The following is a 14,087-nucleotide window of genomic DNA, read 5'->3' as shown; positions in this document are numbered from 1 at the left end:
GGTTTTAAAGCACCCCCTATATAGAAATGATCATTTGCTAATCTTAATGTGCAGTTCATCTGGAGTGCTTTCTGCCCACGGCATACATTTTTCTAATATATCACGTTCTTTAAATTCTGCATTTGCAAGCATTTCAAACAAATATACTAAATACTTTTCTACTGCTAAGCCATTGGCTTTAGCAGTTTCAACAATACTATAAAGAAGTGCACTTGATTTTGCACCTTTTGCTGTCTTGGAAAACATCCAATTTTTTCTGCCGATTACAAATGGCTTTATAGCTCTTTCAGCTGAATTATTATCAATCTCAAGACATCCATTTGTCAGAAAGGTTCTCGTATAAGGTAATAGTTTTTGAGCATATGCAAGCGCCTTGCCTAAATGGCTTTTAGGAAGAGCATTAACAATTTCAACATCTACATATTCTTGAAATTTCTTAAGAATAGGTAAAGATTTCTTAAGTCTTATTGCATGTCGCTCATCATAATAATTATCACTATCTATATATTGTTCCCTCAGTTCTTTTTCAATTTCATAAAGTTGTTCGCAATAATTAAACCCTTCTAGCGCATGTGATTGCTTTAAAGCTTCGGGGCTTAAGAGTGATATTATTTCAAAGAATTTTCTTCTAATATGTGCCATACAATATAGACTTTTTATGTTTTTAACTTTATTATATCCATCATATCCATCTGTTTGAAGATAGCCTGAGAATCCTTCAAGAAATTCTTCAGCACAAGAACCAGATCTTGTTTTCTGATAATCATATAGAATTACTGGATTTTCAATGCCTCCGGAGCGATATAGCCACATGAATCTTTTTGAATTAGAATCTTTTCCATTTTCTTCAATAACCTTGACATATGTTTCGTCAGCATGAATATAATTTCTTTTTAAGAGATCCTCTTTCATATAATCAAAAACAGGCTGAAGTTCATTTGCACAACCTATTATCCAGTTAGATAATGTCTGGCTTGAAAGATTAACATCCATCATCTTAAAGTATGATTCCATTCTATATAATGGCATTGCATATTGATATTTCATACTCACAACGTGAGCTAACAATTCATTTGAAGCCATACTTTTATATAAGAAAGTATTTGGTATTTTTGCAGAAATTATATTGGTTTTATCAGCATCCGCTTCGCAATTTTTGCAAGCATATGTATATGAAATATGTTCTTCTATGTAAAGTTCTGCTGGCTTATATTTTAAAATTTCTTTTGATTTTTTGCCAATTACAACTAAATTATTTCCACATCTATCACAAACTGCTTCTGATTCATCAAGTTTATGCTCAATTGTAACTCTATCTAGGCCGGATAAATTATCTTTCTTTCCTAAATGAGAAGATGATTTTTTTCTTGTATATGTAATTTCTTCAATGAGAGGCTCATTTATTTTAAGATCACTGTTTTTTTCAGCATCATTAAAAAGTGAGATTTGTCTTGAATCAACTTGCTCACTAGATTGTCCAAAAATTTTTCTGTTTTTATTTAGAATTTGTCCTTTAAGAAAAGCTGATTCCTTTTTTAAATTATCAATTTCTTTATCCTTTGATTCAATTTGTTCTTCCATTTTATAAATCAATAATTTTGTTTTTTCATCAAGCTGATCTTCTAAATCTAAAATATCCATTTTCATACCTCACAACAAATGTAGGCATATATTACCACAAAACCCTTAATTCCGAAACTTGTAAAAGTTCAAAATTAAGGGCTTATAGCAATATTTACTTTAAAAGCTGTTTCTTACTTCAATTGGCTTAAATTTAGACTTAGTTCTAACTTCATATCCCATAAGGAGCCATTTCAATTCTTCTTTGTTAATTTTAAGAGCTTCGTCTGGAGTCATCGGCCATTTCAATATACTATTTTCAAGTCGAAAATAGTATAGCCAGAATCCTTCATCAAAGTGGAGAATCTTAATTCTATTCATTTGTCTATTACAAAAAACAAACAAGGCTTTTTCAAACGGATCCAGCTTTAGCTGCGTTTGCACAATCACTACTAGTCCATCAATGCTTTTTCTCAAATCTGTTATTCCACATGCAAGATAAACTGTATTAACTTTATTAAGATTGAACATTTGCAATCAGATCCTTAAGTAAATTACTCAAAACGGCTATTTCATTAGCCGGTACATATATTTTAGCTGTTCCTATTTCTATTATTATATTAGGTCTATCAGCTGGAACCACAGTGATTTCAGTTCTTACTCTTTCTTCTCTCATGGAAATTGCATGAAACTGTAAATTATTATTTTCATCCTTAAATTTCTTTTTATAGTAATAAAATTGACTTTTAGTAATGTGATTTGCATTGCAGAAATTTCCTAACGTTCCTTCGTAAGAAGAAAAGCCAGCAACAATTTCTCTCCACTTTATATTTTCATTATTATTCATATAAGTAAACCTCCATTGTTAAAATCTATGTTAATTTTAACAATGGAGGTTTACATTTATCTATCCGTTAATTTTTTTACGCTTACGTAAAGCTGAAAAAGATGACTGTAGATATTTTTTAATATAATTAGTTATATATAGTTAATAATAAGTTTTAATAAAAATTTTATAGAAGCTTATAAAACCTGTTTTAGTTATAATTAAGTAATGAATAAAAAACTTTAATATGATATGTTTTATGTTAAAACTAAAGATAGTTTTAATCCTTACGATAATAAATACAAGAAAAGAAATTTATATTAAAAATTTTTTCTATTATTTATTTAGTATTGCTGATGTGAATCGCAGTAGTTATATAAAATAATACAAAATGATACAAGTAAAATGAAAAAGGAGGTTATATAAATTGAGACTTTCTCATAATATGTTCTCATTAAGCATATATAAAACATATAAAAATAGAATTGAGGATAATGCTAAGGCGCTAAATAATGTGAGTACTGGAAGCAGGTTAAATTCTGCTAAAGATAATCCGGGAAAGGTAGGGAAAAATGAAACTTTAAAGATACAGGTACTGACTAACGATGCTGCAAGTAAGAATATTCAAGATACTAATTCTATGCTACAAACTTTTGATGGTTCTCTTCAAGAAATAAATGATAATTTATGTAGGTTGAAAGAATTAGCAGTTAGTGCTGGTTCAGATACTCTAACAGATTCAGATAAAAAAATTATTCAAAATGAAATTAACAGTATTAAAGCCGATATAAATGATTTAACGAATAATACAGAGTTTAATGGTATTAAATTATCTGAACCAAGTGCTTCAAGTTTAAATTTAAATCCAACAAAAATCATAAAGAGTGCTATAGGGAATATGGATGATGAAAATGTTGACATACCTATATTTGATGTAAGTGCATCAAATTTAGGGGTTAGTGATTTGGATATAAATAATATTGATGAATCACTTCGATCTATAGATAAAGCAACTCAAATGGTTGCAAAGATAAGAAGTAAATATGGTTCCATACAAAATAGATTGGAAGGAACGTCTGATTATTTAAGCAATAAAGATATTAATGTACAAACTGCTCAAAGTAGAATTGGTGATGCAGATATTGCAGAAGAAATGATGAAATATTCAAAGAGTCAGTTATTAGTTAATTCTTCAATTGGATTAATGGCACAGAGTAATAACTTTCCTAAGGATTGCTTAAATATTTTAGCTAATGTTAAATAATACAGAGATGAGGATTATTTTAAAATAAACTATAATAAATTCTGATTATCAGAGTTTACTATAGTTTATTTTTTTGAAACTAAAATAAATGATTTAAACAATTTTAATGGATAATTTTGTGAAATATTAGATTTATATTTATACAAAATTCTATTATCGAAAATTATTGGATAAATTATAATGAAATTTATAATTTATTAGATGATTTTATCGAAAATTAAAAATAACTGTGGTTAAATAAACCAAAATACATTATAATTTAAAAGGACAAATTATATTGATACTAGCACACTTATTGAAAAATAAGGCCGCAAAGCCATGAGTCTAAGGAGAATTTTATTTTCTAGGATTGTCAGGTTGCCAAAATATAAAGTGAAACTTAGTTCTTAGCTTCATGAAAAAATTTATATTGAAGACTAATTGGACTTATTTAATGTCGTGTTATTGTTATCTCGAATATTAATGAAGAATATTGGAAAGTAAGATCTTTCATTTTGTTTGATTTGTTTTATTATTTGTTAACATGCGAGTATTACAAAACTAGGCATAAGATAATTATATATATGTTGCCAAAATAATTCTTCATGATAATTCTAAAAATATTGCAAGAATTTTAGCTGTAATTATGAATTGAGAAATGTGTATTGTGAATTGCAACATATTAATAAAGTTTATATTTATTTTGCTTTAAATATTTTTGGTGCCTATAATTTATAGACACCTTTTATTTTTTAGATATATGGTAGGCCACAGTACGGATAAATACGGCAGAAAGTCTAAAAATGGCATTTAATTTATTTTAGAAGATTTATTATGTGGGGGAATATTACAATAAAACCAAAAAAAATCGGAATTAGTAAATAAATTGGAAAACATTTTTCAAAAAATTATAGATAAAATTGCATAGTTATTCTATAATTAAATTATTAATTGGTCAAAATAAATTGTAATATTTTACTCAGGTAAAAATTGTGAGGAAAAAAGCATTTTATTTTACATATTTCTAATAATGTGTAAAATAAAATATTTGTACTGAAAGTTTTAGATATTTATGCAAGTAGAAGGCGAAATGTAAGGATGTGAATTTATGGCAATACAATCTATTAGTTCAGATGCTACTTATGATTTGATTAAACAAGGCATTAAAGCATCAAATGTTAGAGCTAAAACAATTGCTAATAATATGGCAAATGTCAATACGAAAGATTATAAGAGATTTAATGTAGTATTTGAGGAAAATTTAAAGAATCAGGGAGATTTTTCAAAATTAGAGTTAAAACGCACTAATCCACGTCACTTTTCAAGTAGTGGTTCAAATAGCGGTGATAATATATCAATTGAACAGGATAAGAGTACTAGCATGAGAAGTGATGGAAATAATGTTGATTTAGATATAGAAAAGGTAAATCAAGCAGCAAATACTCTTAAATATAATGCGTTAATAACTGACATAAATAATAAATTTAATAATTTAAAAACTGTTATTAAATAGTGATAAACAATACATAATTAGGAATTATATTTAGACAAGCTATGAAATTTGGAATTATTGATTAGATAAAGGAGGATTATAAATGAATGCATTTACTTCCATGCAAATAAGTGCAACGGGTCTTTCAGCAGAAAGATTAAGAATGGATACTATAACTTCTAATATGGCGAATGCAAGTACAACAAGAAGTGCAGATGGCAAAGGCCCATATGTAAGAAAAGTAGCTGTATTTCAAGAGGCTCTTGATGCTAATAAGGATATGGCAGGAGTTAAAGCAGTTAAAATTGAAAATGATCCATCACCTTTAAGAAAGGTATATGACCCAACGCATCCAGATGCAGATAGCAATGGATACGTTACAATGCCAAATGTGAATGTATTAAATGAAATGGCAGATATGATGGTAGCAACTAGATCTTACGAGGCAAATGTTGATACTTTTAATGCTTTAAAGAGCATGTTTTCAAAGGCTTTAGAAATTGGTAAGTAGGGGGATGAAAAATGAGAATAGAAGATAAGTTTGCACAAAATGAAATTATATTTAATAATAAATTTAAAGATATCAATAGTGATAAGAGCAATAATGAAAGCAATAACTCAGTTAATTTTGGAGATGTCTTAAAAAAGGCAGTAGATGATACCAACGGTAAGATGACACAAGCTGATGAAACTGCAACAAAGTTTATTAAAGGTGATGATGTTAATATTGATGAAGTTATGGTTAAGAATCAGGAGGCTAGTTTGAGTCTTCAGTTTTTAGCACAAACTAGAGACAAGTTATTGGACGGATATAATCAATTATCGAGGTTGCAATTGTAGTAAGGTGAGGAGAGCTTAATAATGAAAAAACTTTTAGAAAAAGTTAAGGGGCTTTTGGAAAAGTTTAAATCCAAGAATAAGAAGATAAAAGCTGCTATAATAGTAGCAATCGTGGCAGTTATTATTGCAATTATAAGTGGGATTTTTTACTCATCTTCTAACAAATATCAAGTACTATTTTCTGATCTTGATGCAGCTGATGCTCAAACTGTCGTTAATAGTTTAAATGAAAAAAAAGTTGATACTAAAATAGATAGTAACACAAATACGATTTGGGTTCCTAAGGATCAAGTGGATAAATTAAGGTTGGAGCTAGCACCAACTTTGACATCTGGAAGTAAAGGCTATGAATTAATGGATAGTGGAAGTTCCTTTGGAATGACGGATGAAGAATTTAAAATAAAAAAAGTTAGAATGCAGCAAGGTGAGTTGGAAAAGACAATAAAAAGTTTTCCACAAGTAGAAGAAGCGAGAGTACATATAACTGAGGCTAAGGATTCTGTTTTTGTGAAGGATAAAGAACCTGGAAAGGCAGCAGTTTATCTGAAATTAAAAAAAGGGACAACTATTAGTGAGGATCAGGTTAAATCAATAGTAGCATTAGTATCTGGGGCAACTGAAAACATACCTAGAGAAAACATAGATGTTATAGATGATAATATGAATTTACTTACTAAGGATATAAATTCAGATCAAAATAATTCAGTAAGTTCTGAAACAATATCAAAGCAACAAGATGCTGAAAAGGCATATGAAGATAGGATGCAAAAGGCAATTGTTAGTTTATTAGAGCCAATCGTTGGTAAAGGGAAAGTTAAGGCTACTGTTAATGTAAACTTGGATTTTGATTCAAAACAAAAGACACAAACAGTAGTAGATCCGAATAAAGTAATTGTAAGTCAAGAAAATTCAAAGGAATCGAATAACTCAGGATCAACAACTACAAGTCAAAGTCCTGTTGATAATAATATGAGTAATACAACTACAGCTACAAATAATAACCCTTCGACTTCAAGTAAGGAAGATCAGAAGACAAATTATGAAGTGGGCAAAAGTGAATCTAAAGTTATTAGTGCACCAGGAGAAGTTAAAAGACTTACAGCATCAGTTGTGATTGATGGAAATTTAGATGCTGCGACGCAACAGACACTTGAAAATACAGTTGGAAATGCAATTGGATTGGATACACTTAGAGGAGATAAAGTTTCGGTGCTTGGAATGGCATTTGACACAACAGCTCAGGATCAAGCTAAGGCAGAAATTGATGCTATGAATGCAGAGACAGCTACAGCTAGCAAGAATAAGATGATGATTGTTGCAGGAATTTTGGGAGCATTGCTTTTAGGTATTATTATTTACTTCGTCGCAAAGAGAAGAAAGAAGAAGAAAGAAGAAAATGAACAATTATTAAATACTTTAATTGATGATACTATATTACCTAAAGAACCAACAGATGATGTTTTTGAACCAATAGAATTTGAGGCTAAAACTAAAAAATCACACTTAGAAGAAGAGATAAAGAAATATGCAACAGAAAAACCAGAGCAAGTAGTAGAAATAATCAAGTCATGGTTGACTGAAAATGAGAGGTGATGGCTATGTCAAAAGAACCAAATCAATTGACAGGGGTGCATAAGGCAGCAATATTATTTATAACTCTTGGACCTGAAGCCTCATCGGGGATATTGAAAAAACTACCAGAGGCAGATATACAAAAAATAACTTATGAAATTGCTAATATTACGTCTGTTACACCAGAACAAAGAGAAGAAATATTAAATGAGTTTTATCAGATGAATAAAGCCCGAGATTATATAATTGAGGGCGGTATGGATTATGCTAAAACATTATTATCAAAAGCGTTAGGAACTCAAAGAGCTAGTGAAATATTAGATAAGGTATCAGAAGCTACAGCTCAATATAGACCTTTTTCAATTGCAAGAAAGGCAGATTCTCATCAATTGTTAAATGTAATTATATCAGAGCAGCCTCAAACTATAGCTTTAATTTTATGTTACTTGCAGCCAGATAAAGCTGCACAAGTTATGGCTGAATTACCAGAAGAAACTCAAAGCGAGGTTGCTTATAGAATAGCAACTATGAGCAATACGTCACCAATGGTAATTAAAGAAATTGAAGCTGTACTTGAGAGCAAGTTGTCTTCTGTAGTAAGAACTGAAATGACGACTTTAGGTGGCGTAGAAACTTTAGTTAGCATATTAAATGCAGTTGATAGAACAACAGAAAAGAATATTACAGAAGGCCTAGAAAGAGAAGATGCAGAACTTGCAGATAAAGTTAAGAGTTCAATGTTTGTATTTGAAGATATTATATCTCTTGATGATGTATCTATCCAAAGAATTCTTCGAGAAGTGGAAGTTGGAGATCTTGCACTTGCACTTAAGGGATGTTCTGATGAAGTTGCAAATTCTATATACAGGAATCAATCTAAGAGAGCCGCTGCTTCATTAAAGGAAGATATGGAATTCTTAGGACCAGTAAGGCTTATGGATGTTGAAAAGGCACAACAAAAGATTGTTTCTGTTATTAGAAGGTTAGATGATGCTAATGAAATCATCATTGCAAGAGGTGGAGAAGATGCAATCATCGTATAGATTAATAAAAAAGGACTTTGCAAAGTCAGGAACAAGTAAAGTTATTTCAACAGAGTATGTTAGTAAAAAGGCAGCATCTGAAGAAATAGAAGAGGAAAAAGAGGAAGAAGAAATTGTAGTAAAAGCTCCACAGATTGATCCTGAAGAACTTTTAAAAAGGTATGAAGATATTGGACAAAGGATAATACAGGATGCTAAAAACGAAAAGCAGATTATTGTTTTGAGAGCACAAATGGATGCCAATGCTTCAGAGAAAAAAGCATATGAAAAAGGATATGCTCAAGGATTAGAAAATGGATATGATGATGGATATAGGAAAGCTTATGATGAAACAATTGAAAGTGCAAGAGCAGAGGCGGCAGAGATTGTTAATAAAGCAGAATTGATGCTGAAATCTGCGCATGAGAACTATGAAAGATATCTAGAAAGTAAGAAAAGCGAGATAGTACAATTAGCGTTAGAAATTGCGGAAAATATTACAAAGAAAACACTGAGTACCAATGAAGCGATGAATAATATTATTGAAGAAGCTTTTAAGATCTCAAAAGGAGAAGAAAATGTTATTTTAAAGGTGAATTCAGCCCATATTGAAGAATTAAAATCGCAGGTGGAAAGATGGAAGGTATCATACAATATAAAAAATGAAATTTTTGTGCTTGCAGATGATTTTATGGAACCGGGAAATGCAGTTTTGGAAAAAAACAGTGGCATAGTAAAAGTGGGCGTGGATATTGGAATGGAACAAATACGAAAAGCAATATTTGGATAAATAATTCACAATTCATAATTCACGATTCACAATTGAGAGCAAGTTTCTATAGAGTTTGAAAAATTTTTAAAAACAATTTCAGTGGGTTATCAATAATTGTGAATTGTGCACTGTGCATTGGAAACTGTAAAGGAGTAGTTATAAGTGCTGGATTTAGACTTGGATTTCGATAAACTTATTAAAAAAGCAAGTGATACTTCGACAATATATAGTGAAGGCGTTGTTAAGAAAGTAATAGGACTTACTATTGAAGTACAAGGTATTAAGGCTTTTGTAGGTGAACTTTGCATAATATATAATGAGAAAAATGTTCCTGTAAATTGTGAAGTTGTTGGCTTTAGAGATGAATTTGTAATATTAATGCCTCTTGATGAGCTTATAGGAATTTCACCTGGATGCAGAGTTGTACCGCAACGTAAGCCGCTGAGTGTAAAATGTTCAGATAAGCTACTTGGACATATAATAGATGGACTTGGAAATCCTTTAGACTGCGACAGTATATCTATGGATGGAGAAGAGTATCCATTAGAAAATGATGCACCAGATCCATTAAAGAGAAAAAGAATAAAAGAAATAATGCCTACTGGAGTTAGAGCAATAGATGGTTTCTTAACTTGTGGAGATGGGCAGAGAATTGGCATCTTTGCAGGTAGTGGAGTTGGAAAAAGTACTACACTAGGAATGATAGCGAGAGAGGCAAAAGCTGATGTTAATGTTATTTCACTAATAGGTGAAAGAGGTAGAGAGGTTCTAGAATTTATAGAAAAAGATCTAGGACCAGAAGGTATGAAAAAATCTGTTGTAGTGTGTGCTACATCAGATAAACCGGCATTAATAAGACTCAAAGGAGCATTAACAGCTACAGCTATTGCTGAATATTTCAGAGATAAAGGTAAAAAAGTAATTCTTATGATGGATTCAGTTACAAGATTTGCAATGGCACAAAGAGAAGTTGGACTTGCTATAGGGGAGCCACCAGCTACTAAAGGATATACGCCTTCAGTATTTGCTAAATTACCTAAACTTATGGAGAGATCTGGAACATCTATCGATGGTTCAATAACTGCCTTTTATACAGTGCTTGTTGATGGAGATGATTTTAATGAGCCTATAGCAGATGCTGTTAGAGGAATATTAGATGGTCATATAGTTTTATCAAGATCTTTAGCTCATAAAAATCATTACCCAGCCATTGATATTTTAAATAGTGTCAGCAGACTTATGAACACAATAGCACCTAAAGAACATAAAGAAGCTGCATCTATGGCAAGAGATCTTTTAGCAACTTATAAGGACTCTGAGGATTTAATAAATATAGGGGCTTATGTTAAAGGAAGCAATAAAAAGATTGATATGGCAATTAACTATAATGAATCATTAAATGATTTTCTATGTCAGGGAATTGATGAAAAAACTTCTTTTGAAGGTACACAAAATTCTTTAATATCAATGTTTAAATAAAGGAGGTTTTATTTTGGCTGAGAGATTTAAGTTTGGCTTAGAAAAGCTCCTTGAAATGAGAATGGAAAAAGAAGAAGAAAGTAAAAGATTATTTACTGAAAGTCAGAGAGAGAAAAAGAAGATTGAAGAAAAGTTAGAAGAACTTAAGGCAAATTATCAAAAATATAACGGTATATCTCCTAATGAGGATGTTGTATATCAGAAATTAAAAAGATATTACATTCAAGGTGTTCAAAGTGGAATAAAATCTACGGAGAAGGATTTAGCGGTCAAAAATCAAGAGATTGAAAATAGAAGAAAAGATTTAACGGCTAAACAGATGGAAAGAAAGACGGTTCAGACCTTAAAAGAAAAGAAGTATTCTGAATATGTAAAAGAGCAGGATAGAATAGAACAAATCAATATTGATGAGTTAGCTCTTTATGCATATGTAAGAAATCAAAAAAATTAAAAAATATTAATCTATGATTTGGAGGTTGAGATGCAGTTAATCTTAATTGAATTTCATCTAAATAGAATTAAACTGCTTGAAGGGAGGTGAAAATAATGGTTACAGCTACAAAAGATTCAAATAGTTCGTCAAACAGCTTAGATAGTATGGTGAAGTCATTTACTTCTAATACAAATTTTGCAAGCAAATCTACTTCAGAAGTTACTAAGACGCTGAATAATTCATACACTTCTAGGAAAGATGATTTTAAAAATGTATTAAAATCAAAAAGTGATTATAAGGATCATGAGGATAATGGATATGTATCTTCTGCAAATCAAAAACAAAATTCAACTGAAGTTAAAGATACTGATAAGGATACAAAAGAATTAAATGAAAAGCTTGAGGAACTAGAAAAGGAAAGTAAGACAGCATCTAAGGATAAACTGAAGGACATATTATCAGAATTGTTAAGCTTACTTGCTAAATTGGGAATAAAACAAGATAGCATAAATGCCAATGGAGCAATTAATTCTAAAGTTGGAATTGATGGAGCTAACAGTACACTATCTAATAGTAGTTTAAATGGTATTATGGAAAAAATAATGGAATTACTAAAAAATGATTCTGTAAAAAGTAAGTTAGATTCTAATTCACTAAACTTAATGGAAAAGCTTTTAGGAAATTTAAATGGTACTATTAAAGAAAATGCTACAGAATCTACTAAAAGTAGTTTAAAAGGAATAATGTCTGAAATATCTGATTTGCTAGAAAATAATCAGAATGCAGGTAATAAAGTTTTAACACTTGAAGATATGTTAAGTAAAAGTTATTCTCAAGATAATAGTGAAAGTGATAATTCTTCAGCATCAAAAAATAATACTCCGACAGCTTCAAAAGAGGAGAAGTTCTTAAATTCTTTAGTTGATGATAATAAAGATGACTCATTAAATAAAATCAATTTGTTTGCATCTAGAACTTCAACAATACAGAATCAAGGCGTAAATAATACTAGAGGACTTACAATCAATAAGGCTACTTTTGTTGATGATTTAATAAAAGACGTTAAGTTTATGAACACTAATTCACTTAAGGAATTAACAGTAAAAGTCAATCCTGGAAATTTAGGTGAGATAACTATAAAGCTGGTTCAAGAGGATGGAGTAATAAAAGCGAATTTAAAAGCTAATTCAAAAGATACAACTGCTTTAATTTCTCAAAATTTATCTGATATTAAAAAGCAGCTTGGAGAGCAAAATTTAAAAATAGCAGATGTAAATATTGAACTTTATCAAGATGATACTACATTTTTTAGTGAACAAAGTTTTGGCGGACAGCTTTCAGAAGAGCAAAGAAGAAACAATACTAGAAATAGTAATGCAGCAAATAATTTAGCATCTAGTGAAGAAGATTTAGTGGAGAATATTGAAGCTAATGATAATAATATAGAATTTTTTGCATAGGAGGTATAAGTATGAGTACTACATTAAGTCCATTAAATGATTCGACAGTAAATGTTGCAAGTTCAGGTACAACTGCGAATGGAACTAAGATCTTAAAGAAAAATGATAATACTATGGATAAAAATTCATTTTTAAAGATATTATCTGCTCAATTAAGTAATTTAGATCCAACCCAAAATCAAGATTCAAGTGCATATGTAAGTCAGATGGCTCAATTCGCATCAATGGAACAAATGCAGAATTTAAATACTACTATGTCAGACTCAGCATACCAGCAAATGATTGGTAGAACAGTAATAACCAATGAAAAAGACGACAATGGCTCTTATATACAGGGGTATGTAACTCAGGTATTGAAAGAATCTGGTGGAACATATTTAGGAATGTTAATTAATGGGAAAGAAGCAAAAATTGCAGTTGAAAATATAATTGGAACTGTACAAACAACTGATTCTAATACTAATGCAAATAGTAGAACTGCTCTTAATTCTGATTTCTTAGCCGCCTCAGCTTTAGCAGATAAACAAGAAAAAGTTGTGATTGCGACTTTAGATGATAAAAAGAAGACTGTTTTAATAAAAGGAAAGATTACTGGTGCTTATATTGATACTGTCAGTGGTGCTACTGTAAAGATAAAAGTTGATGTTTTGGATGATAACGGTAAGCCAACAGGAGAAAATAAGACTTACGATTATGGAGATATAGTAAGAGCTGGAGATCTGGCAGATGATGATATGAAAGTGAATTTAAATAACAATACTGCTAATGAAAGTACAAGTGAAACAGGTACAAATGGTTCAAGTAACAGTAATTCTAGTGGCAGCGGAACAACTTCTGATTCTGGTTCTACAGACACTAATACTAATACAGGAACAGCAGGTGATACTACGAATGCATCTTCAAATGGAACAATAAATACAATTTCAAGTGCAACTAATGATTCGACAGATGCAGAAAATGCAATTCTAGCTAAAATAGCAGGTGTATAAATGAGTTATAGAATTATTAATGGACAAGCTTATTCTGTAGGGAATATTGGGCAATTTGCAAATTCTCAAAAGGCTATAGGTGATAGTCCTAATAGCAAGCAGAAGGAAGCAAAATTTCAGGATGTACTAGATGGTGTTAAAAATAGAGATCAGAGTTTTACTGTATCAAAGCATGCTGCTTCAAGATTAAATGAGATTAATTTTACTAAAGAAGATATGGAACAAATACAAAAGGGTTTTAAAATAGCTCAGGATAAAAATTCTAAAAATACAGTTATGTTATATAAAGATATTGCATTAATTGCTAGTGTTGAAAACAAGACTCTAATAACAGCTGTAGAAAAGGATAGAGCGAAAGATAATATATTTACGAACGTAGATAGCGTAGTAATTTTATAG

At 30.4% G+C, this 14,087-nt stretch carries 15 protein-coding genes and 1 riboswitch; of the genes, 12 read left to right on the top strand and 3 right to left on the bottom strand.

The features are described from left to right. Positions 1-30: 30 nt before the first annotated feature. From tnpC to tnpA, 3 genes are all read right to left on the bottom strand, one after another. The gene (gene tnpC / locus KEC93_RS21660) at positions 31-1,581 is read right to left on the bottom strand and encodes an IS66 family transposase (protein WP_420022551.1); all 1,551 of its coding nucleotides are present in this window, start codon (positions 1,579-1,581) and stop codon (positions 31-33) included. Between the two features lie 159 nt (positions 1,582-1,740). Next, positions 1,741-2,091, bottom strand: a complete 351-nt coding sequence (tnpB, locus tag KEC93_RS21655) for an IS66 family insertion sequence element accessory protein TnpB (protein ID WP_077868943.1) — start codon at positions 2,089-2,091, stop codon at positions 1,741-1,743. Beyond that, positions 2,078-2,407: an IS66 family insertion sequence element accessory protein TnpA gene (gene tnpA / locus KEC93_RS21650; protein ID WP_077868942.1), complete on the bottom strand. Its 330-nt coding sequence runs from the start codon at positions 2,405-2,407 to the stop codon at positions 2,078-2,080. Before tnpA ends, tnpB begins: the two co-directional genes overlap by 14 nt. Before the next feature lie 406 nt (positions 2,408-2,813). Between tnpA and KEC93_RS21645 the strand changes: the two genes are divergently transcribed. The 12 genes from KEC93_RS21645 to KEC93_RS21590 all read left to right on the top strand — a co-directional run bounded on the left by KEC93_RS21645 (position 2,814) and on the right by KEC93_RS21590 (position 14,087). Beyond that, positions 2,814-3,650: a flagellin gene (locus tag KEC93_RS21645; RefSeq protein WP_077868941.1), complete on the top strand. Its 837-nt coding sequence runs from the start codon at positions 2,814-2,816 to the stop codon at positions 3,648-3,650. A 275-nt stretch (positions 3,651-3,925) separates the two neighbouring features. Then, positions 3,926-4,015: riboswitch (cyclic di-GMP riboswitch) on the top strand. Between the two features lie 722 nt (positions 4,016-4,737). Next, positions 4,738-5,142, top strand: coding sequence for a flagellar basal body rod protein FlgB (flgB, locus tag KEC93_RS21640; RefSeq protein ID WP_077868940.1), 405 nt, complete (start codon positions 4,738-4,740; stop codon positions 5,140-5,142). Positions 5,143-5,224: 82 nt separating this feature from the next. After that, entirely contained in the window at positions 5,225-5,632 is a 408-nt protein-coding gene (flgC, locus tag KEC93_RS21635) for a flagellar basal body rod protein FlgC (RefSeq protein ID WP_023973285.1), read from the top strand. Between the two features lie 11 nt (positions 5,633-5,643). Continuing rightward, positions 5,644-5,961: a flagellar hook-basal body complex protein FliE gene (gene fliE, locus KEC93_RS21630; RefSeq protein WP_023973284.1), complete on the top strand. Its 318-nt coding sequence runs from the start codon at positions 5,644-5,646 to the stop codon at positions 5,959-5,961. 21 nt (positions 5,962-5,982) lie between these two features. Then, positions 5,983-7,554, top strand: coding sequence for a flagellar basal-body MS-ring/collar protein FliF (gene fliF, locus KEC93_RS21625; protein ID WP_077868938.1), 1,572 nt, complete (start codon positions 5,983-5,985; stop codon positions 7,552-7,554). Between the two features lie 5 nt (positions 7,555-7,559). Further along, positions 7,560-8,576 carry a flagellar motor switch protein FliG gene (gene fliG, locus KEC93_RS21620; RefSeq protein ID WP_017211330.1) on the top strand — a complete coding sequence of 339 codons (1,017 nt, stop codon included), beginning with the start codon at positions 7,560-7,562 and terminating at the stop codon, positions 8,574-8,576. Beyond that, a complete protein-coding gene (locus KEC93_RS21615) occupies positions 8,560-9,345 on the top strand; it encodes a FliH/SctL family protein (protein WP_023973282.1) in 786 nt (261 codons plus the stop codon). The genes fliG and KEC93_RS21615 overlap by 17 nt, the downstream gene beginning before the upstream one ends. 144 nt (positions 9,346-9,489) lie before the next feature. Next, entirely contained in the window at positions 9,490-10,806 is a 1,317-nt protein-coding gene (gene fliI / locus KEC93_RS21610) for a flagellar protein export ATPase FliI (RefSeq protein ID WP_077868937.1), read from the top strand. A 13-nt stretch (positions 10,807-10,819) separates the two neighbouring features. Then, entirely contained in the window at positions 10,820-11,257 is a 438-nt protein-coding gene (gene fliJ / locus KEC93_RS21605; protein WP_039770235.1) for a flagellar export protein FliJ, read from the top strand. Positions 11,258-11,352: 95 nt separating this feature from the next. Continuing rightward, complete coding sequence (locus tag KEC93_RS21600; RefSeq protein ID WP_077868936.1) at positions 11,353-12,699, top strand: flagellar hook-length control protein FliK; 1,347 nt, start codon at positions 11,353-11,355, stop codon at positions 12,697-12,699. Between the two features lie 11 nt (positions 12,700-12,710). Further along, on the top strand, positions 12,711-13,688 hold the full coding sequence (locus KEC93_RS21595) for a flagellar hook capping FlgD N-terminal domain-containing protein (protein WP_039770239.1): 978 nt from the start codon (positions 12,711-12,713) through the stop codon (positions 13,686-13,688). Beyond that, positions 13,689-14,087, top strand: a complete 399-nt coding sequence (locus KEC93_RS21590) for a flagellar biosynthesis protein (RefSeq protein ID WP_023973277.1) — start codon at positions 13,689-13,691, stop codon at positions 14,085-14,087.

It is taken from the genome of Clostridium beijerinckii, from assembly GCF_018223745.1.
Taxonomy (GTDB): domain Bacteria; phylum Bacillota; class Clostridia; order Clostridiales; family Clostridiaceae; genus Clostridium; species Clostridium beijerinckii.
The sequence above is the reverse complement of the archived record's forward strand: the minus strand, read 5'-3'. Positions and strand labels throughout refer to the sequence as shown.

Coding starts and splice junctions, on each gene's coding strand:
- tnpA (WP_077868942.1), bottom strand. CDS start 2,407: ATGAATAATAATGAAAATATAAAGTGGAGAGAAATTGTTGCTGGCTTT.
- fliG (WP_017211330.1), top strand. CDS start 7,560: ATGTCAAAAGAACCAAATCAATTGACAGGGGTGCATAAGGCAGCAATA.
- KEC93_RS21600 (WP_077868936.1), top strand. CDS start 11,353: ATGGTTACAGCTACAAAAGATTCAAATAGTTCGTCAAACAGCTTAGAT.
- fliF (WP_077868938.1), top strand. CDS start 5,983: ATGAAAAAACTTTTAGAAAAAGTTAAGGGGCTTTTGGAAAAGTTTAAA.
- fliE (WP_023973284.1), top strand. CDS start 5,644: ATGAGAATAGAAGATAAGTTTGCACAAAATGAAATTATATTTAATAAT.
- tnpB (WP_077868943.1), bottom strand. CDS start 2,091: ATGTTCAATCTTAATAAAGTTAATACAGTTTATCTTGCATGTGGAATA.
- KEC93_RS21615 (WP_023973282.1), top strand. CDS start 8,560: ATGCAATCATCGTATAGATTAATAAAAAAGGACTTTGCAAAGTCAGGA.
- tnpC (WP_420022551.1), bottom strand. CDS start 1,581: ATGGAAGAACAAATTGAATCAAAGGATAAAGAAATTGATAATTTAAAA.
- flgB (WP_077868940.1), top strand. CDS start 4,738: ATGGCAATACAATCTATTAGTTCAGATGCTACTTATGATTTGATTAAA.
- flgC (WP_023973285.1), top strand. CDS start 5,225: ATGAATGCATTTACTTCCATGCAAATAAGTGCAACGGGTCTTTCAGCA.
- KEC93_RS21595 (WP_039770239.1), top strand. CDS start 12,711: ATGAGTACTACATTAAGTCCATTAAATGATTCGACAGTAAATGTTGCA.
- KEC93_RS21590 (WP_023973277.1), top strand. CDS start 13,689: ATGAGTTATAGAATTATTAATGGACAAGCTTATTCTGTAGGGAATATT.